The sequence below is a fragment of the Streptomyces boncukensis genome, assembly GCF_011045075.1.
Taxonomy (GTDB): Bacteria; Actinomycetota; Actinomycetes; order Streptomycetales; family Streptomycetaceae; genus Streptomyces; species Streptomyces boncukensis.
In genome coordinates, this window is the sequence record NZ_JAAKZZ010000079.1 from 1 (window position 1) to 21,655 (window position 21,655).

Genomic DNA, 21,655 nt, shown 5'->3' on the forward strand with positions numbered 1-21,655 from the left:
ACCCCCACCGACACCAACTCCGGATCCGACACCAACTCCGGATCCGACACCGACACCGGTTCCGGCTCCTCAGCCTCTTCCAGGATCAGATGGGCGTTCGTGCCCGACATGCCGAACGCGGAGACTCCGGCGCGGCGGCGACTGTCGCCGCTCGGCCAGGCCACCGGCTCCGTCAGCAGCCGCATCGTCCCTGTGGACCAGTCCACGCGGGTCGAGGGTTCGTCCACGTGCAGGGTGGCCGGAAGCGTCCCGTGGCGCAGCGCCTGCACCATCTTGATCACGCCCGCCACCCCGGCGGCCCCCTGGGTGTGCCCGATGTTCGACTTCACCGAACCCAGCCACAGCGGCCGCTCCGCCGGGCGGTCCCGGCCGTAGGTCGCCAGCAGCGCTCCGGCCTCGACCGGGTCGCCGAGCCGGGTGCCGGTGCCATGGGCCTCGACGACGTCCACCTCGGACGCCGACAGCCCGGCGCTGCCGGCCAGCGCCTGGCGGATCACCCGCTCCTGCGAGGGGCCCTTGGGTGCCGTCAGGCCGTTGCTCGCGCCGTCCTGGTTGACGGCCGAGCCGCGTATCACGGCCAGCACCCGGTGTCCGTTGCGCCGTGCGTCCGAGAGGCGTTCGAGCAGGACCATGCCCGCGCCCTCGGAGAAGCCGGTGCCGTCCGCGGCGTCCGCGAACGCCTTGCAGCGGCCGTCCGGGGCCAGGCCGCGCTGGCGGGAGAACTCGGTGAACATCGCGGGGGTGGCCATCACCGTCACCCCGCCGGCCAGCGCCAGCTCGCACTCGCCCTGCCGCAGCGCCTGGGCCGCCAGATGCATGGCCACCAGCGAGGACGAGCACGAGGTGTCCACCGAGACGGCCGGGCCCTCCAGGCCCAGGGTGAAGGCGATACGTCCCGACAGCACGCTCAGGGCGTTGCCCGTCAGCAGATGGCCCTCTGTGCTCTGCTCGATCTGCGGGCCGCCGAATCCGGGCAGTCCGGCCCCGGCGTAGACGCCGGTCGGGGTGCCCTTCAGGTCCTTGGGATCGATGCCGGCGCGTTCCAGCAGCTCCCAGGAGATCTCCAGCAGCAGCCGCTGCTGCGGCTCCATCGCCAGGGCCTCGCGCGGGCTGATGCCGAAGAACGCCGCGTCGAACCGGTCGGCGTCGTAGAGGAATCCGCCGCGGCGCACATAGCTGGTCCCGGGCTGGTCGGGGTCGGGGCTGTAGAGGCCGTCCAGGTCCCAGCCGCGTCCGGTCGGGAAGTCGCCGATGGCGTCGCCGCCCGCGTCGACCAGCTCCCACAGCTCCTCGGGGCTGGTGACGCCGCCGGGGAACCGGCAGGCCATGCTCACCATGGCCACGGGTTCCTGGTGCCGGTCCTCCATCTCGCGCAGCCGCTGCCGGGTCTGCCCCAGGTCGGCAGTGACCCGCTTGAGGTACTGGCGGAGCTTGTCTTCCGTGCCCGACGACGTCACTTCTGGCCCTCCATGAACGGCCGTCACAGTTCCCGGTCAATCAGCTCGAACATCTCGTCATCCGTGGCGGACTCGACGGCGTCGAGGCCGCGTGCCCCGTTCTGCGCGGCCGCTGTGCCGTTCACGGCCGACAGCAGTCCGTTGAGCCGGCTGGCGAGCCTGCCGCGTGCCTCGTCGTCCAGGGTGAGCGCGGCCAGGCTGGTTTCGATCCGTCCCAGCTCGCCGAGGAGCGGGTCCACCGCGTCGCCCGGCGGGTCGGCGGCACCGTCGGGGGAGAGCAGGCGGTGCAGGTGGTCGGCCAGCAGCGCGGGCTCGGGGTAGTCGAAGACCGTGGATGCGGGCAGCCGCAGGCCGGTGGCCGCCGCCAGCCTGTTGCGCAGCTCGACGACGGTGAGCGAGTCGAACCCCAGCTCCTTGAAGGGGCTGTCGGCGTCCACCGCGCCGGTGCCGTCGTGTCCCAGCACCGAGGCGGCGCTGGTGCGCACCAGGTCGAGCAGGGCGCGCCTGCGCTCGTCCGGAGAGAGCGCGGTGAGCTGTCCGGTCCGGTCACCGGTGGAGTCCCGGCCGGCCCGGCCGGTGGCCGCGGTGCGCCGGGCGGTGCGCCGGGCGGGAGCGGTGCCGGCGAAGCCGCGCAGGAGCGCGGGCAGGTCGGCGGTGGGCCGTCCGGCGAGGCCGGCGGGGTCGAGGCCGGCCGCGAGCAGGGCGGATCCGCCGTGCCGGGACGCGGCATCGAGCAGGGCCAGCCCGTGCTCGCTGCTCAGGGGTGTGAACCCGGTGCGTTCCAGGCGCGCCAGGTCGGTGCCGGTGAGCTGTCCTGTCATCTCGCTGGAGTCGGCCCACAGGCCCCAGGCGACGGACTGTCCGGGCAGGCCCAGGGATCGGCGGTGGGCGGCCAGGGCGTCGCAGAAGGCGTTGGCGGCGGAGTAGTTCGCCTGTCCGGGGCTGCCCAGCGTGCCCGCTGCGGAGGAGAAGAGGACGAACATGCCCAGCGGCAGATGTGCGGTGGCCCGGTGCAGCTGCCAGGCGGCGGTGGCCTTCGGCTCCCATACGTGGGCCAGCCGCTCGGGGGTCTGTGCCGCGAGGACCCCGTCGTCCAGGACGCCCGCGGTGTGGATGACGCCGGTCAGGGGGTGCGCCGGATCGATGCCGCCGATGATCTCGTCGACGGCGTCGGGCCGGGTGAGATCCGCTGCCACGACGCACACGTCGGCGCCCAGTTCCGCCAGCCGCGCGGTCAGCTCCGCGGCGCCGGGCGCCTCGGGTCCGCGGCGGCCGGCCAGGATGAGCCGCCGGGTCCGCCCGGTGCGCACCAGATGTTCGGCGGTCCGTCCGCCCAGGGCCCCGGTCCCGCCCGTGACCAGTACGGTGCCGTCGGGGTCCGGCCCGGCGGGGATGTCCAGGACGACCTTGCCCACGTGCCGTGCCCGGCTCAGGTGGCGCAGCGCGCTGTGCGCGTGGCGCAGCGGCCACGCCCGTACCGGCGCCGGGCGCAGCGCTCCCGCCGCGAAGAGCTCCGTCAGTGTGCCCAGCATCCGCCCGATGCCGTCGGGCCCGCTGTCCGGGACGAGGTCGAACGCCCGGTACGAGATGCCCGGATACCCGGCGGCGAGCTGTGCGGGCTCCCGGATGTCGGTCTTGCCCAGCTCGATGAACCGGCCGCCGTCGGCCAGCAGCCGCAGGGACGCGTCGGTGAACTCGCCCGCCAGGCTGTTGAGGACCACATCCACCCCCCGGCCCCCGGTCGCCTCGCGGACCGACTCCTCGAAGCCGAGGTCCCGCGACGACGCCCGGTGCGCCGCGTCGACCCCCAGCTCCTCCAGCGCGTGCTGTTTACCGGGGCCGGCGGTGGCGAAGACCTCGGCGCCCCGGTGCCGGGCGATCTGCACCGCCGCCGTCCCCACCCCGCCCGTCGCCGCGTGGATCAGCACCGACTCGCCGGCCTGGAGCCCGGCCAGCTCCACCAGCCCCGCCCAGGCCGTCAGGAACACCACGGGCACGCCTGCCGCCTCGCGCCAGGTCCAGCCGTGCGGCAGCCGTGCCACCATGCGCGCGTCGGTCACCGCGACGGGGCCGAAGGCGCCCTCGAACAGGCCCAGTACGCGGTCCCCCGCGGCCACCGAAGTCACGTCGGGGGCGGTCTCCAGCACGGTGCCCGCGCCCTCGCTGCCGCGGAACTCGCCGCCGCCGGGGTACATGCCCAGCGCGATCAGTACGTCGCGGAAGTTGACGCCGGCCGCGCGCACCCCGACGCGCACCTCGCCGGGGCCCAGCGGCTCCAGCGCCTCGGGGCACGGCACCGGCGTGACGTTCTCGACGGTCCCCGGGGCCTGCAGGCCCAGGCGCCGGCCGGGTTCGGCCGCCGCCGCCAGGGCGCCGGGTGCGGCGCGCACCAGCCGGGGCGCCAGCGCCCGGCCCGCCCTGAGCGCGAGCTGCGGCTCGCCGGCGTCCGCCGCCGCCGTGACGGCGGCCCGGACGTCCTCGGCGGCCGGGTCGGCGCCGTGGCCGATGTCGACGAGCAGGAAGCGGTCCGGGTTCTCCTGCTGGGCGCTGCGGACCAGGCCCCACACCGCCGCGCCCGCGGCGTCCGGCCCGTCGTCCGCCGCCCCCTCGTCGCCGTCGGTGGCCACCGCTCCCCGGGTGACCAGGGCCAGCCGGGCGTCGGCCAGCCGGGGCTCGGCCAGCCAGCTCTGGAGGAGCCGCAGCACCGTCCGCGTCCGGCCGAGCCCTTCTGCGGCCGGATCGCCGCCCGTACCGTCCGTCCCGCCGGTGGTGGCGGGCACGGGGGCGAGGACGACGGAGGGTGCCGGGGCGCCGTCGTCCAGCGCCGCGGTGAGCGCGTCGAAGCCGGCGGCCGGGGCCGGCTCTCCGCCGTGGTCCCCGCCGTGCGGCGCGCCGGGGCCGAGGAGGGCCCATCCGCCGGCCGGCGCCGGCCCGGCCGGTGCGGGCAGCGGCGTCCACTGGACGGTGAACAGCCCCTCCGGCTCCGGTTCGCCCGTGGGGCGCAGCTCGTCGCCGGTCACCGGGCGCAGGCCGACCGCGTCCGCCTGGAGCACCGGGGCCCCGTCCGGGTCGGTCAGGGTGACGCGCAGCTCCTCCCCGGGCCGCTCCCCCGCCGGGGACAGCCGCACCCGGACCAGTCCGGCCCCGGCCGCGTGCAGCGACACCCCGTTCCACACGAACGGCAGCCGCACCCGCTCGTCGCCGGGCTGCCCGGTGAGGAAGACGGGGTGCAGGGCCGCGTCCAGCAGCGCCGGGTGGATGCCGGAGCCGTCGTGTCCGTCCGCGGTTTCGGGAAGTTCCACCTCGGCCAGCAGGTCGTGCCCCTGCCGCCATACGGCCCGCAGTCCCCGGAACGACGGGCCGTAGGCGTATCCGGCCGCGGCGGCCCGCTCGTAGAAGCCGTCGACGTCGACCGGTTCGGCGTCCGCCGGGGGCCACTGCTCCGCTGTCCGCCCGGTGTGCGCGGCGGCCTGCGGGCCGACGACGCCGGTGGCGTGGCAGACCCAGGTGCCCTGGGCCGCGCTGCCGGAGCCGTGGTCCGGGCGGGAGTGGACCCGTACGTCGTGGCGCCCGTCCCCGTCGGCCGCGCCGAGCGCCACCTGGACCCTGGCCCCGCCGGTCTCCGGGAGCACCAGGGGGCGCTGGAGGACCAGTTCCTCCACGGTGCCGCCGCCGGTCTCGTCGGCGGCCCGCAGCACCCACTCCAGCAGCGCCGCCCCCGGGACGAGCCCGGCGCCCAGCACCTCGTGTTCGGCCAGCCAGGGCGTGCTCTGCCGGGTCAGCCGCCCGGTGAGCAGGCGGCCGGTGCCGTCGGCGGTCTCCACCGCCGCGCCGAGCAGCGGGTGCCCGGTCGGGTCCAGCCCGAGGCTCTCGGCGTCCCCGCCGTGCTCGGTGCCGGTCAGCCAGTAGCTCCGGCGCTGGAAGGCGTAGGTGGGCAGGTCGACGGTGTCCGGGGTCCGGTCGGCGGAGTACCAGCCGGTCCAGTCCACGTCGGCGCCGCGGGTGTGCAGCCCGGCCAGGCTGGACACGAACGCCGCGGTATCGGGCCGCTTGCGGTGGAGGACCGACCCGATCAGCGGTTCCGGTCCGTCGTCCGCACGGCCGTCGAGGGTGTGCCGGACGGCGCTCGCGAGCACCGGGTCGGGCCCCAGCTCCAGGAAGACGTCCGTTCCTGCGGCGATATGGGACACGGCCGGGTGGAACCGTACGGGCCGGCGGATGTGCTCGGTCCAGTAGCCGGGGGTGGCGATCGCCTCGTCCGCGGGGAGTCCGGTGAGGTTGCTGAGGACCGGGATGGCGGGCCTGCGGTAGGTCAGATCGGCGATGGCCCGGCCGAACTCCTCGATGGCGGGCTCCATCAGCGGGGAGTGGAAGGCGTGGCTGACCGCCAGCTTCCGGGTCCTGCGCCCGCGCCGGGACCACAGGTCCGCCAGCGCGCCGACCGGCCCGGCCGGTCCCGAGATGACGGTGCTGGTCGGCGTGTTCAGGGCCGCGATGGCGACCTCGCCCCCGTGGTCGCCGAGTTCGGCCGCGATCTCGTCGGCTGTGGCCTCGACGGCCGACATCGCCCCGCCTGCGGGGAGCTTCCCCAGCGCGGTGGCGCGGGCCGCGACCAGCCGGCAGGCGTCCGGCAGGTCCAGTACTCCGGCGATGTGCGCGGCGGCCACTTCCCCGATCGAGTGGCCGAGCACGGCGTCGGCGCGGATCCCGAAGGAGTCCAGCAGCCGGGCCAGCGAGACGTGCAGCGCGAACAGGCCGGTCTGCGCGTAGGTCGTGTGGTCGAGCAGTCCGGTGCGCTCCTCGAACACCACCTGCCGCAAGGGGTGTTCCAGATGGGGGTCGAGCCGCTCGCAGATCTCGTCGAAGGCGGCGGCGTACGCCCCGAAGCGCTCGTACAGTCCCGCTCCCATGCCGGGCCGCTGGCTGCCCTGCCCGCTGAAGAGCCACGCCGTCCTGCCCGCCGCCCCGGGCGCGGATCCGGCCGCGGGTCCGGGCGGGGTCACGGCCGGGTGGCTCTCGCCGCGCGCCAGCGCCTCCAGTCCCTCCGTCAGCTCCTCGCGGCTCTCGCCCGTCACCACGGCCCGGCGGCCGAAGAGCTGCCGCGTGCGCACCAGGGACCAGCCGATGCCGGCGAGCGGTGTTCCCGGCCGGTCCGCGGCCCATCGGGCCAGCCGCTCGGCCTGCCCGCGGAGCGCGTCGTCGCTGCGCGCCGAGAGGACCCACGGCAGGATCCCGCCGCCGGCCGCCGCCGGCCCGGCGGTCCGCCGCTGCTCCTCGGCGGGCTGTTCCAGGATCAGATGCGCGTTGGTGCCGGAGAAGCCGAACGAGGAGACGCCCGCCCTGCGCGGCCCCCGGGACCGCGGCCACGGCTCCCGCCCGGTCAGCAGCCGCACCGCGCCGGACGCCCAGTCCACGTGCGGGGACGGCTCGTCGATGTGCAGGGAGGCGGGGACCTCCCCGTGGCGCATCGCCATCACCATCTTGATCACACCGGCCACCCCGGCCGCCGCCTGGGTGTGCCCGAGGTTCGACTTGACCGAGCCCAGCAGCAGGGGGCGGCCGACCGGCCGGTCCCTGCCGTAGGTGGCGAGCAGGGCTCCCGCCTCGATGGGGTCGCCCAGCGTCGTTCCGGTGCCGTGCGCCTCCACCACGTCGACCTCGTGCGCCGCCACGCGGGCCCCGGCCAGCGCCTGGTCGATCACCCGTTCCTGCGAGGGCCCGTTGGGCGCGGTCAGTCCGTTGCTCGCACCGTCCTGGTTGATCGCCGAGCCGCGTACGACCGCCAGCACCCGGTGTCCGGCGCGCCGCGCCTGCGAGAGCCGCTCCAGCAGCACCAGGCCGACGCCCTCGCTCCAGCCGGTGCCGTCCGCGGCCGCGGAGAACGCCTTGCAGCGGCCGTCCGGGGCCAGTCCGCGCTGCCGGGAGAACTCGATGAACGTGTTCGGGGTCGCCATCACCGTGACGCCGCCCGCCAGCGCCAGGGAGCACTCGCCCTGCCGCAGCGCCTGGGCGGCCAGATGGATGGCCACCAGCGAGGAGGAGCACGCGGTGTCCACCGTCATCGCGGGGCCCTCCAGGCCGAAGGTGTACGCCACCCGCCCGGATGCCACGCTCGGCGTGCTGCCGGGCATCAGCCGGCCCTCGACCCCGGAGGGCGCCCGGCCGAGGAACCGGGAGCCGTAGTCGTCGTACATGACCCCGGTGACCACGGCGGTCCTGCTGCCCCGGAGCGCGGCCGGGGCGACTCCGGCGGACTCGAACGTCTGCCAGGCGGTCTCCAGCAGCAGCCGCTGCTGCGGGTCCATCGCCAGCGCCTCACGGGGGCTGATCCCGAAGAACTCGGCGTCGAACCGGTCGGCGTCGTAGAGGAACCCGCCCTCGCGGGTGTAGCTCCGCCCCGTCCGGTCGGGGTCCGGGTCGAACAGCCCGGCCACGTCCCAGCCGCGCCCGGCGGGGAACTCGCCCACCGCGTCCACGCCGGAGGCCACCAGTTCCCACAGGTCGTCCGGGGACTCCACCCCGCCCGGGTAGCGGCACGCCATGCCGACGATGACGACCGGGTCGTCCGCCGGGTCCGTGCCGTACGGGCCGCCGGTGCCGTCCGCCGTCGGCCGCGCGGCCGCCGCGGACCGCCGGGGCCGCTCCCCCGCCATCCGTTCGCGCAGGAAGCGGATGACGGCCTCGGGGGTCGGATGGTCGAAGACGAGGGTGGAAGGGAGGCTCACGCCGGTCTCCGCGTTGAGCCTGTTGCGCAGCTCCAGGGCGGTCAGCGAGTCGAAGCCCAGGTCCTGGAACGCGCTGGCCGGATCGATGGCCTCCGGTGCGGGGTGCGCGAGCACGGCCGCGACCTGCTCGCGTACCGACGCGCCGATGACCCGCTCCTGTTCGGCGGCCGGCAGTCCCTCCAGCCGCCGCTGCCAGGTGGCGGCCGCGGGCCTGCCGCCGCCGGGCGCGGACCGTGCCGCGCGGGTAGCGCCGCGCAGGACGGGCGGCAGCGACCCTGCCGACGCCTGCGCGCGCAGCGCCGCGCGGTCGAAGCGGACCGGTGCCAGGGTCGGCTGCGCCGCGCCCAGCGCCGCGTCGAGCAGGGCGAGCGCCTGGTCCGCCGGGATCGCGGCGACGCCGGAGCGGCTGATCCGGGCGAGGTCGGCCTGGGCGAGCTGCCCGGTCATCCCGTCGGAGGTGTCCCACAGCCCCCAGGCGAGGGAGACCGCCGGCCGGCCCTCGGCGCGGCGGTGCTCCGCCAGGGAGTTGAGGAACGCGTTCGCCGCCGCGTAGTTGGCCTGGCCCGCGCTGCCGAGGAGGGAGGCGGCGGAGGAGAACAGCACGAACGCCGCCAGCCCCTCGTGGTCCCGGGTCAGCTGGTGCAGCAGCCAGGCCGCGTCGAGCTTCGGCGCCAGTACGGCATCGAGCCGTTCGCCGGTCAGCGAGCCGATCACGCCGTCGTCGACGAGTCCCGCGGTGTGCACGACCGCCGTCAGGGGGTGTTCCGGGGGGATGGCGGCGAGCAGCGCGGTGAGCGCCTGCGGGTCGGCGGTGTCGCAGCGCGCGATCGTCGCCCGCGCGCCCAGTTCCTCCAGTCCGGCCAGGAGTTCGGCGCTGCCTTCGGCCGCGTCGCCGCTGCGGCTGGCCAGCAGCAGGTGCCGCGCTCCGTGCGCGGCCGCGAAGTGCCGGGCCACCAGGCGGCCGAGCGCCCCGGTGCCGCCGGTGATGAGCACGGTCCCCTCCGGGTCCACCGGCTCGGGGCCGCGGTCCACGGGGGTCCGGGTCAGCCGGGGGACCCGGATCTCCCCGGCCCGCAGCGCCAGCTGGGGCTCGTCGGCCGCGGTGGCGGCGGCCAGCGCGGAGCGCAGGGCGCGGCGGGACGCGTCCTCGGCGTCCAGGTCCACCAGCACCAGCCGGCCCGGGTTCTCGGCCTGCGCGGCGCGGACCAGCCCCCACACGGGCGCGGTGGCCAGCTCGGCCGGGGCGTCCTCGGCGGTCGCCGCGACCGCGCCGCTGGTGGCGATCACCAGGCGCGACGCCGGTGCGAGGGTGTCGTCGGACAGCCAGTCCTGGAGCAGGGCGAGTGCCCGGTGCAGCTGGGTCCGGACCTGTTCGGGCACCTCGTGCGGGCCGCCTCGCGCGCCGTCGTCCGGCCGGGGGGCGACGCATGCGGCGAGGACGCGGCCGGGCGGGGGGTGTCCGGCGGCGACGGCGGCGCGCAGCGCGGCGAGGTCGGGGTGGACCGCGTCGGGCGGCAGGAGGGGCGCCGCGCCGTCGGCCAGGCCGAGTGCGTCCGGGCCGACGAGGGCCCACGTCCCGCCGTCCTCCTCCCCGGCGTCGCCGGGCTGCGGCGGGAGGACGGGCCAGTCCAGCCGGTACAGCGAGCGCTCGGCCTGGGCCCGGCCGGCGTGCCACTGCGCGGCGGGGACCACCCGCAGTCCGAGCGAGCCGACGGCCGCCACGGGTGTGCCGTCCTCGTCGGACAGCGCCAGGGTGAAGGTGTCGGAGCCCTGGGGCGTGATCCGCACGCGCAGCCGGGTGCCGCCTGCGGCGTAGCGGCGCACTCCGGCGAAGGAGAACGGCAGCCGGACCGTGGGCTCGGTGCCGCCCTGCCGGCCGGTGCCGTCCTGGTAGAGCTCGTCGACCGCGTGCAGGGCGCTGTCGAGCAGGGCGGGGTGCAGCGCGTATCCGTCGCTCCCTCCGGTGTATCCGTCGCTCCCGCCGGTGTTTCCGGCCGCCAGGCGCACCTCGGCGAACATCTCGTCGCCGAGCCGCCAGGCCGCCCGCACCCCGCGGAACGTCGGGCCGTAGCGGTAGCCCTGGTCGGCGAGGCGCTCGTACAGCTCCTCCACATCGACCTCGGCGGCGCCCTCGGGCGGCCACGCGGCATCCGCCGGCTCCCGTGCGGGCGCCGGGACTCCGGCGTCCGCGAGCGTTCCGGCGGCGTGCCGGCGCCAGCCGTCCGGCGGTTCCCGCTCGTCCTGGGAGGGGCGGGAGCAGACGGTGACGGTGCGCCTGCCGGACGAGTCGGCGGAGCCGACCGCGACCTGGATGTCCACGGCGCCGGAGGCGGGCAGCAGGAGCGGTGACTCCAGGGTGAGGTCGTCGAGCAGATCGCAGCCCGCCCGGTCGGCCGCCGCCAGGGCGAGCTCCAGGAAGGCCGTGCCGGGCAGGGGCACGCCTTCGGCGATGGCGTGGTCGGCCAGCCAGGCGTGGGTGCGCAGCGACAGCCGTCCGGTCAGCAGCAGTCCGCCGTCGGCCGGTTCCACCAGGGCGTGCAGCAGCGGGTGTCCGGCCGGGCGCAGACCGGACGCGCTCACGTCGGCCGTGTCCTGGACGGGCCGCCAGTACCGGCCGCGCTGGAAGGCGTAGGTGGGCAGCGCGACGCTCCGCGCGGCCCGCGGCAGCGCGGCGGTGAAGTCGGCGGCACCGCCGTCGACGTGCATCCGGGCCAGGGCTCCCAGCAGGGTGCGGACCTCGTCGTGGCCCTCGCGCAGGGCGGCGGCGAACACGGGCCGCGCGCCGGGCGCGGCCTCCTCGTCGGCCAGGCTCTCCTGGGCCATGGCGGTGAGCACGGGCTCGGGCCCCAGCTCCAGATAGCGGGTCACGCCGTGCGCGCTCAGGGTGCGCAGCCCGTCGTGGAACCGCACCGGCTGCCGTACGTGCCGCACCCAGTACTCCGGATCGCCCAGCTGCCCGGCGGAGGCCGGTTCACCGGTGAGGTTGGAGATCACCGGGAGCTGCGGGCGCGCATAGTCCAGTCCCCGGGCGACCTGGCGGAACTCCTCCAGCATCGGGTCCAGCAGCGGGGAGTGGAAAGCGTGGCTGACCCGCAGCCTCCTGGTCTTGTGCCCCTGCTCCCGCAGCGGCCGGACGAGTTCCTCGACGACGTCCTCGGCGCCGGAGACGACGACGGCGGCGGGCCCGTTCACGGCGGCGAGCGACACCCGGCCCCCGGTGGCGGCGAGCAGCGGGAGGATCTGCTCCTCGGCGACCGAGACGGCGGCCATGGCGCCGCCGGCGGGCAGCGCCTGCATCAGCCGCCCCCGCGCGGCGACCAGCCGGCAGGCGTCGGAGAGCGACAGCACGCCCGCGATATGCGCGGCGACGAGCTCGCCGACGGAGTGCCCGGTCAGATACCGGGGGGTGAGGCCGAAGGACTCGACGAGCCGGAAGAGGGCCGTCTCCACCGCGAAGAGCGCGGCCTGGGTCACCGCGGTCCGGTCCACGGGCCGGGCCCCCGACCCGCCGGGCTCTTCGAGGACCAGCTCCCGCAGTGAGCAGCCGAGCAGCGGGTCCAGCTCGGCGCAGGCGGCGTCGAAGGCCGCGGCGAACGGCTCGAAGGCCCGGTGCAGCTGCCGTCCCATGCCGGGGCGCTGGCTGCCCTGTCCGGTGAACATGAACGCGGTGTCGCCGGGGCGCGCGGTGCCGACTGCGAGGTCGGCCGGGACCGCCCGGGAGGGGGCGCTCTCGCCGCCGGCCAGGGCCTCCAGCCCTGCGCACAGCTGCTCCCTGTCCTGCCCGAGGACCACGGCGCGGTGCTCGAACAGGGACCGGGTCCGCGCCAGCGACCAGGCCACGTCCTCGGCGGAGAGCCCCGGTTCGGCGGCCAGGTGCGCGGACAGCGCCTCGGCCTGCGCCCGCAGCGCCGGCCGGCTGCGCGCCGACAGCGTCCAGGCGGCGAGGGTGCGGTGCGGCCGTTCACCCGTCGGCCCGGACTGCCCGCCCCGCCCGGCCTCCGGCTCGGGCTCCGGCTCGGGCTCCGGCTCGGGCTCCGGCTCCGGCTCCGGCTCCGGCGGCTGCTCCAGGATGAGATGAGCGTTGGTTCCGGAGATGCCGAAGGAGGAGACTCCGGCCCTGCGCGGGCGTTCGGAGCGCGGCCACCCGACCGGCTCGGTGAGCAGGCGCACCGCACCGGCGTCCCAGTCGACGCGCGACGAGGGCCGGTCGACGTGGAGGGTGACCGGCAGCTCCTCGTGCCGCAGCGCCATGACGGTCTTGATCACGCCTGCCACACCGGCCGCGCCCTGGGTGTGGCCGAGGTTGGACTTGACGGAGCCCAGCCACAGCGGCCGGTCCCCCTGCCGGTCCTGCCCGTAGGTGGTCAGCAGCGACCACGCCTCGATCGGGTCCCCCAGCGTCGTACCCGTTCCGTGCGCCTCCACCATGTCCACCTCGCCGGGGGACAGCCGGGCGCTGCGCAGGGCCTGCCGGATCACGCGCTGCTGGGAGGGGCCGTTGGGCGCGGTGAGCCCGTTGCTGGCGCCGTCCTGGTTGACCGCCGAGCCGCGTACGACCGCCAGCACCCGGTGTCCGTTGCGCCGCGCGTCCGAGAGCCGCTCCAGCAGCACCAGGCCGACGCCTTCGGAGAAGCCGGTGCCGTCCGCCGCTTCGGCGAAGGGTTTGCAGCGTCCGTCCGGGGACAGCCCCCGCTGCCGGGAGAACTCCGTGAACACGTTCGGCAGGGGCATCACCGTGACGCCCCCGGCGAGGGCCAGCTCGCACTCGCCCTGGCGCAGCGCGAGCGCGGCCAGATGGATGGCCACGAGCGACGACGAGCACGCCGTGTCCACCGTGACCGCCGGGCCCTCCAGGCCGAACGTGTAGGACAGCCGCCCCGACAGCACGCTCGGCGCGTTGCCCGTCACCAGATAGCCCTCGGCGCCCGCGTCCGTGTGCGGGGTGCCGAAGCCGGGCAGCGCGGCGCCCGCGTAGACCCCGGTCCGCGAGCCCTTCAGCGCGTGCGGGTCGATGCCCGCCCGCTCCAGCGCCTCCCAGGCCACTTCCAGCAGCAGCCGCTGCTGCGGGTCCATGACCAGGGCCTCGCGGCGGCTGATGCCGAAGAACTCCGGGTCGAACCGGTCCGCGTCGTAGAGGAATCCGCCCTGGTCGGCGTAGCTGGTCCCGGGGTGGTCGGGGTCCGGGTGGAAGAGCCGCTCCAGGTCCCAGCCGCGGTCCTGGGGGAAGTCCCCCATCGCGTCCCGGCCGGAGGCGACCAGCTCCCACAGGTCCTCCGGGGTGCGCACTCCGCCCGGATAGCGGCAGGCCATGTCCACCACGGCCACCGGTTCCCCGTTCCGCTCCTCCGCCTGGCGCAGCCTCCGGCGGGTGTCGTGCAGATCGGCGGTGACCCGGCGGAGGTAGTCGACCAGCTTCTCTTCATTCACGGTTGGAGGTCACCCGTCCTTCTCACACGCCCAGCTCGTTGTCGATGAAGTCGAAGATCTCTCCGGCGTCGGCGCGCTGCAGCCGCTCCGCCGCGCTGCCCTCATCGTCAGCCGCGTGGAGCGCCTTCCACTGCGCCAGGAGCGACTCCAGCCGGGCCGTGACGGCGCCCGCTTCGGCGTCGGTGCCCGTGCCGGCGACGGCGGACAGGGCGTCCTCCAGCCTGGCCAGTTCGCTGAGGACGGGCCGGGCCGCGGCGGCGTCCGGCGGGGGGTCGCCGTCCGGGGCCAGCCGCTCCAGCAGGTGGTCCGCGAGCGCGGCCGCTTCGGGGAAGTCGAAGACGAGCGCGGCGTGCAGCCGCAGCCCCGTGGCCGCGGCGAGCCGGTTGCGCAGCTCGACGCCGGTGAGCGAGTCGAAGCCCAGCTCCTTGAACGAGACGGCGTCCCGTACAGCGCCGGGATCGGCGTGCCCGAGCACCGCGGCGGCGTTGGTGCGCACCAGGTCGAGCAGCGTGCGGTGCTGTTCGGCCGGCGGCAGCCCGCTGAGCCGCCCGCTCCAGTCGGCCGCCGGTGCGGTGGCCGCGGCCGTGCGCCGGCCGACGGCGGTGCCCGAGGCGGCGAGGGCGCGCAGCGGCGGCGGCACCGTCTCGGACGGCTGGCCGGCCAGCGTCCGGGGGTCGAGGCTGAGCGCCAGGAGCGCCGGGTCGCCGTGTGCGCGGGCGGCGTCCAGCAGCGCCAGCCCTTCCTCGGTGCTGTTGGCCTGGATGCCGTAGCGGCCGATCCGCGCCAGATCCGCCTCGGTCAGCCGGCCGGTCAGCCCGCTGGCGGCGGCCCACAGCCCCCAGGCCACGGACAGGCCCGGCGCTCCCGCCGCGCGGCGCCGGGCGGCCAGCGCGTCGCAGTACGCGTTCGCCGCCGCGTAGTTCGCCTGCCCCGGGGTGCCCAGGGTGGAGGCGAAGGAGGAGAAGAGGACGAACGCGCCCAGCCGCATCCCCGCGGTGGCGGCGTGCAGGTTCGCCGCCGCGGTGGCCTTGACGTCCCACACGGGGGCGATGCGCTCGGGGGTCAGTGACGCGACCATCGCGTTGTCGAGCGCTCCTGCGGCGTGCACCACCCCCGTCAGCGGGTGGGCGGGGTCGATGCCCTCGACGGCCTCGGCCAGCGCGGCGGCGTCGGTGACGTCGACGGTCCTGACGGTGGTCTGGGCTCCCAGGTCGCTCAGCCGGGACACCAGCTCCGCGGCGCCGGGTGCGGCGATCCCGCTGCGGCTGAGCAGCAGCAGGTTCCGCACCCCCCAGCCGCTCACGAGGTGTTCGGCCACCGCGCCGCCGATGGTCCCGGTGCCCCCCGTGACGAGCACGGTGCCGTCCGGGTCCACGCCCGCGGGCACGTCGAGCACCAGTTTGCCGGTGTGCCGGGCCTGGCTCATCTCACGGAGCGCCTCCCGCGCCTCGCCCAGCGGGCGGCGCCGCAGCGGCAGCGGTTCCAGCGAGCCGTCGGCGAACAGCTCCCGCAGCCCCGCCAGCATCTCGGCGAGCTTGTCGGGGCCCGCGTCGGCGAGGAGGTCGAAGGCGCGGTACGCGGGGGTGACGCTCCCGGGCTCGCGCACATCGGTCTTGCCCAGCTCGATGAAGCGGCCGCCGTCGGCCAGCAGGCGCAGCGAGGCGTCGGTGAACTCGCCCGCCAGGCTGTTGAGGACGACGTCCACGCCGCGCCCGCCCGTGGCGGAGCGCAGCCTCTCCTCGAAGTCCAGATGCCGGGAGGAGGCGCGGTGGGCCTCGTCGATGCCCATCCGCTCCAGTACCGGGTGTTTGCCGGGGCCGGCCGTGGCGTACACCTCGGCGCCCAGATGGCGGGCGATCCGCACGGCCGCCATGCCCACGCCGCCGGTGGCCGCGTGCACCAGGACCGACTCCCCGGCGCGCAGCCCGCCCAGTTCGGCGAGCGCGTACCAGGCGGTCAGGAACGCGACGGGCGCCGCCGCGGCCTCCGGGAAGTCCCACCCCTCGGGGAGGCGGACCACCTGCCGCGCGTCGGCCACCGCCAGCGGCCCGAAGGCGCCCTCGAACAGCCCCATGACGCGGTCCCCCGGCGCCAGCAGGGTCACGCCCGGCCCCGTCTCGCGTACCACTCCCGCGCCTTCGCTGCCGCCGAACTCGGCGTCTCCCGGGTACATCCCCAGCGCGATCAGGACGTCCCGGAAGTTGACTCCCGCGCTGTGCACGGCGATGCGTATCCGGCCGGGCTCCAGCGGCTCCAGGGCCTCGGGCGCCGCCCGGACCGCGATGCTCTCCAGGGTCGCGGGGCCCGCGGTGCCCAGCCGCCACGCCTGCGCTCCGGCGGCGGGGACCAGCTCGGCGCCCTCGCGGGTGCGGGCCCAGGAGGGCGTCAGCAGCCGTCCCCCGCGCAGGGCGAGCTGCGGCTCGCCGCACTCCACGGCCCGCGCGGGGACCGGATCGCCGAGGGTGTCCAGGAGGACGAGCCTGCCCGGGTTCTCCGACTGGGCGCTGCGCACAAAGCCCCACACGCCCGCGCCGGCCGGATCGGGGTCCTCCGCCGGTCCGGTCGCGACGGCGCCCCTGGTGACCAGCGCCAGCCGAGTGTCGGCCAGCCGCGGCTCGGCCAGCCAGTCCCGCACCAGCGCCAGGGTCTCCTGTACCGCCCTGAGCCCGTCGTCGGCCGTGCCGGTGCCGCCGCCCGCTTCCACCTCGGCGAGGACGGCGGCGGGCGCCGGGACGCCGGTGTCCAGGGCGCGGAGCAGCGCGGCGAGATCCGGATACGTCCCGCCCCGGCCCAGGCGGGGCCGCTCCGTCCCCTCCGGGTCCTCCGTCCCTGCTGCCGGAGCGGCGGGCGCGGGCAGTTCCCGCCACTCCAGGGTGAACAGGCCGTCCGCGCCCCGTCCGCCCGCCGCGCGCAGCTGCCGGCCGCTGGAGGGGCGCAGCACCACCGCGTCGGCGCCGAGCACGGGCGCGCCGGCCGGGTCGGCCACGGTGACCCGCAGCCCCCGGCCGGTCCCGTCCCCGTACGGCGACAGCCGTACCCGGACGGCGGTGGCGCCCACCGCGTGCAGGGACACCCCGCTCCAGGTGAACGGCAGCCACACGCCCGCTGCGCCGTCACCGTCACCGTCACCGTCACCGTCACCGTCGAGCACGGTGGTCAGCAGTGCGGGCTGGAGCGCGGCGTCGAGCAGCGCGGGGTGGATGCCGAAGCCCTGGTGCTCGCCCGCGGCTTCGGGCAGCCGCACCTCGGCCAGCAGGTCCCCGCCCTGCCGCCATACGGAGTGCAGGCCCCGGTAGGCGGGTCCGTAGGAGTAACCGGCCGCGTCGGCCCGCTCGTAGAACTCGTCGAGGTCCACGGGCCGGGCATCCGCCGGTGGCCACGGCCCGGCCGCCCCCGTGGACGGTGCCGGGAGCGGGACGCCGGTCTGCTCGGGGCCGAGCACCCCCGAGGCGTGGCAGATCCACTCGGAGTCGGGGTCCCGCTCCGCGCGGGAGTACAGGCGCACGTCGTGGTGGCCGTCCTCGCCGGCCGCGTCCACGAGCACCTGGACGCGCAGCTTGCCGGACGCCGGGAGCACGACGGCCGCGTGCAGGGTCAGCTCCGCTATCCGGGCGCAGCCGGTCTCGTGCGCGGCCTGGAGCACCCACTCCACCAGCGCCGCACCCGGTACCAGGGCGACGTCCGCCACGACGTGGCCGGTCAGCCAGTCCGCACCGGGCGCGGGAACGGTTCCGGTCAGCGCCCAGCCGCCGTCGGCGAGGTCCACGGCCGTGGTCAGCAGCGCGTGCCCGGATGGCGAGCCGGGCTCCGCTGTGCTGCCCGGTGCGCCGGGCAGCCAGAAGCGTTCGCGCTGGAAGGCGTAGGTGGGCAGGTCGACGGGGCGCGGCGGCCTGCCCGGCCCGGACCAGGCCGACCACGCCGACCAGTCCACGTGCGCCCCGGCGGTGAACGCCTGGCCGAGCGCGCGGGCGAGCTGTCCGGGCCCGCCCGCGTCGCGGCGCAGGGTCGGCACTGCGACGGCCGTGACCCCGGCCCACTCGAAGCACCCTTCCAGGCCCACGGTCAGCACCGGGTGCGGGCTGGCCTCGACGAAGACCCGGTGCCCGTCCCCCAGCAGCGCCTCGACCGCGTCCGCGAACCGCACCGGTTCGCGCAGGTTGGCCACCCAGTACCCGGTGTCCAGGCCGGTGGTTCCGATGCGGCCGCCGGTGACGGAGGAGTAGAACGCCACCGGCGCCTCCGCCGGCCGGATGCCGTCCAGGACCGATGTGAGCTCTTCGGTGATCCGGTCGACCTGCGGGCCGTGGGAGGCGTAATCCACGTCGATCAGCCGGGCCCGGAGTTCCTCGCCGTGGGCCGCTGCCACGACGGCGCCGACCTGGCCGGGCGGACCGGAGACGACGAGGGAGTCCGGGCCGTTCACGGCGGCCACGACGACATCGGCCGCCGCCGCGCCCACGCCCTTGAGCAGCCGCATACAGCGCTCTTCGTCGGTGGAGAGGGAGGCCATGGCGCCGCCTCCGGCCAGTTGCCGCAGCGCCCTGCTGCGCAGGGCCACGACCCTGGCGCCGTCCTCCAGACAGAGCGCCCCGGCCACACAGGCGGCGGCGATCTCACCCTGGCTGTGGCCCACCACCGCCGAGGGGACCACTCCGTGCTCCGCCCACACCGCCGCCAGCGAGACCATCACCGCCCACAGCACCGGCTGCACGACGTCCACCCGGGTCAACTCCGCGCCATCCCCCCGCAGGACCCCGGTCAGCGACCAGTCCACGTACGGCGCCAGCGCCTCCTCGCAGGCGGCGATCCGCCCGGCGAACACCGGTGAGGTGTCGAGCAGTTCCGTGCCCATGCCCGCCCACTGCGAGCCCTGGCCCGGGAACACCATGACCGGGCCCGCCTCGCCCGCACGCGGCACGGCGTCCTGAGCGACCACTCCGGGGTGGGACTCCCCGGCGGCCAGCGCCGCCAGCCCCGCGGTCAGCTCCGCGCGGTCGGCGCCCACGACCACCGCGCGGTGCTCGAACAGCGAGCGGGTCGCAACCAGCGACCAGCCGACATCGGCGGCGTCGGTCCCGGGCTCCCGCGCGATCATGTCGCCCAGCCGCCGCGCCTGCTCCCGCAGCGCCTCGGCGCTCTTCGCCGACAGCACCCAGGGCAGCACGCCGGTACGGACCCCGGCCGCCGCTTCCGCCTCGTCCGTCTCGTCCGCCTCGCCCGTCTCGTCCGCCGCCGCTTCGGGGGCCTGTTCCAGGATCAGATGCGCGTTGGTCCCGGAGATCCCGAACGAGGACACCCCGGCCCGCCTCGGACGGCCGTTCTCCGGCCACGGCGTGGTCTCGGTGAGCAGGCTCACCGACCCGGCGCCCCAGTCGACATGGGGGGTGGGTTCGTCGATGTGCAGGGTCGGCGGCAGCGTCGCGTTCCGGATGGCCATCACCGTGTTGATGACCCCGGCGACGCCCGCCGCCGCGTGTGTGTGGCCGATGTTCGACTTGATCGAGCCCATCAGCAGCGGCCGGTCTACGGGCCGGTCCTGCCCGTAGACGGCCATCAGCGCCTGGGCCTCGATCGGGTCGCCGAGCCTGGTGCCCGTACCGTGCGTCTCCACCGCGTCCACCTCGGCGGTCGCCAGCCGCGCGTTGGCCAGCGCCTGGCGCAGCACCCGTTCCTGGGCGGCGTCGTTCGGGGCGGTGAGTCCGTTGCTGGCGCCGTCCTGGTTGATCGCAGAGCCGCGCACGACCGCGAGGACCGGGTGTCCGTTGCGCTGTGCGTCCGAGAGCCGCTCCAGCAGCACCATGCCGACGCCCTCGGAGAAGCCGGTGCCGTCCGCCGAGGCGGCGAAGGGCTTGCACCGGCCGTCGGGCGCCAGCCCCCGGATCCGGGAGAACTCGGTGAACATGAACGGCGAGGACAGCACCAGGGCCCCGCCCGCCAGCGCGAGCGTGCAGTCGTCCTGCCGCAGCGCCTGAGCGGCCAGATGGATGGCCACCAGGGACGAGGAGCACGCGGTGTCCACCGTCACCGCCGGGCCCTCCAGCCCCAGGGCGTACGCCACCCGGCCCGAGAGCACGCTCGTGAGGCTGCCCGTGGTGGCGTGGCCCTCGAAGCCCTCGGGAACCCGCGCCAACTGCGAGAGGTAGTCCTCGCTGGACACTCCCGCGTACACGCCCGTACGGCTGCCCCGCAGGGTGGCCGGATCGATCCCGGCCCGTTCCAGCAGCTCCCAGGAGACCTCCAGCAGCAGCCGCTGCTGCGGATCCATCGCCAGCGCCTCACGCGGGCTGATCCCGAAGAAGCCGGCGTCGAACCGGTCCGCGCCCTCCACGAACCCGCCCTCGCGCACATAGCTGGTCCAGGGCCGCGCGGGGTCCGGGTGGTAGAGCCCTTCCAGGTCCCAGCCCCGGTCCCGGGGGAACTCCCCGATCACGTCCACGCCGCCGGAGGTCAGCTGCCACAGCGCTTCCGGTGAGTCGACGCCGCCCGGGAACCGGCAGGCCATCCCGACCACGGCCATCGGCCCCTGGTACTGCTCCTCCACCTCGCGCAGCCGCAGGCGCGTGTCGTGCAGGTCGGTGGCGACTCGCTTGAGGTAGTCGACCAGCTGCTCTTCATTCGCCATGGCGGGCCACCATTCAGGAGACTCCAAGCTCGTTGTCGATAAAGGCGAGAACCTGCTCCGGGGACGCGGTCTGCAGCGTGTCCACCGACGTGGCCGCTTCGCTCGGCGGCCTGCGGGCTTCCTTCCACTTCGTCAGCAGGTCCTCCAGCCGGGCCGTCACCGCGCCGAGGTCGCCGTCCTCCAGGACGGCCGCGCCCAGCGCGGCGTCCAGCCGGGACAGTTCGCCCAGCAGCGGGGTGAGCGCGTCCGGCCGCTCGGACCCTCCGTCCTCCGGGGCGAGCCGGCGCAGCAGCTCCCCGGCGATCCCCTCCGGGGTCGGGTGCCGGAAGACGAAGGCGACGGGCAGCCGCAGCCCGGTCGCTCCGGCGAGCCGGTCGCGCAGCTCGACGGCGGTCAGCGAGGTGAAGCCCAGATCCTTGAACGCGGCGTCGACGGGCACAGCCGCGGGGTCGGTGTGGCCGAGCACGGCCGCCGCGTGCTCGCGGACCAGGCCGAGCAGCGCGCGGCTCCGCTCGTCGGCCGGAAGGGCGGCCAGTCGGCTGCTCCAGTCGACGGAAGGGCCGACGCCCGCCGCCGTACGCCGCCGCCCCGGCCGGCCGGCGCGCGGAGCTTGCGCCGGGTCCGGCCGCCCGTGCCCGGCGCTGCGGGCCGCGGCACGCAACTGCTCGGCGTCGGCCGGGAGCAGCACGACGGACTCGGCGGTCAGGACGGGAGCGCCGGCGGCGTCGGCGACCACCACCTTGAGCTCGCGTTCACCCGCTCCGCTCTCCAGGGGAGTCAGACGGACCCGGACCGCCGTCGCCTCATCCGCCCAGAGGGTGACCCCGGACCAGGCGAACGGCAGCCAGGTACGGCCGTCGTCCGCTCCCGGGCCCTCCAGCAGCGCGGGCTGCAGCGCGGCGTCCAGCAGCGCGGGGTGGACGGCGAACCCGTCGTGTCCGCCCGCGGCCCCGGGCAGCACCGCCTCGGCCAGCAGCTCCTCTCCGTGCCGCCATACGGCCCGCAGGCCGCGGAAGGCGGGACCGTAGCCGTACTCCGCTGCCGCGGCGCGCTCGTAGAACCCGTCGAGGTCCACGGGCTCCGCGCCCGCGGGGGGCCATGCGCCGTCCAGCGCTTCCGCCCGGTCCTGGTCCTCCTGGCCCTGGCCCTCCTCGGCGGGTGGTGGCGGGCCGAGTGTTCCGGTCGCGTGGCAGGTCCAGTGCTGCCCGTCGTCGGGGCGGGAGGAGACGCGCACGTCGCACAGGCCCTCCGCGTCCGGTGCTTCCACCCCCACCTGAACGAGCACCGCGCCGGACTCCGGGAGCGTCAGCGGGGCCCGCAGGCCCAGCTCCGCCACTGCGCCGCATCCGGCTTCGTCGGCGGCCCGCAGCGCCCACTCCACCAGCGCCGCCCCCGGTACGACCGCGGTCCCCGCGACCGTGTGC

At 76.2% G+C, this 21,655-nt stretch carries 4 protein-coding genes; all 4 read right to left on the minus strand.

Annotated elements, in window-relative coordinates; translation table 11 throughout:
- Positions 1 to 1,457, minus strand: a 1,457-nt coding sequence (locus G5C65_RS10650) for a type I polyketide synthase (RefSeq protein ID WP_338146310.1), incomplete at its 3' end; no start/stop codon positions are given.
- A gap of 23 nt (positions 1,458 to 1,480) precedes the next feature.
- Positions 1,481 to 13,609: a type I polyketide synthase gene (locus G5C65_RS10655; protein ID WP_165298506.1), complete on the minus strand. Its 12,129-nt coding sequence runs from the start codon at positions 13,607 to 13,609 to the stop codon at positions 1,481 to 1,483.
- A 22-nt stretch (positions 13,610 to 13,631) separates the two neighbouring features.
- Positions 13,632 to 20,231: a type I polyketide synthase gene (locus tag G5C65_RS10660; protein WP_165298507.1), complete on the minus strand. Its 6,600-nt coding sequence runs from the start codon at positions 20,229 to 20,231 to the stop codon at positions 13,632 to 13,634.
- A 13-nt stretch (positions 20,232 to 20,244) separates the two neighbouring features.
- The coding region (locus G5C65_RS10665; protein WP_206441542.1) for a polyketide synthase dehydratase domain-containing protein at positions 20,245 to 21,655 on the minus strand (1,411 nt) is incomplete at its 5' end.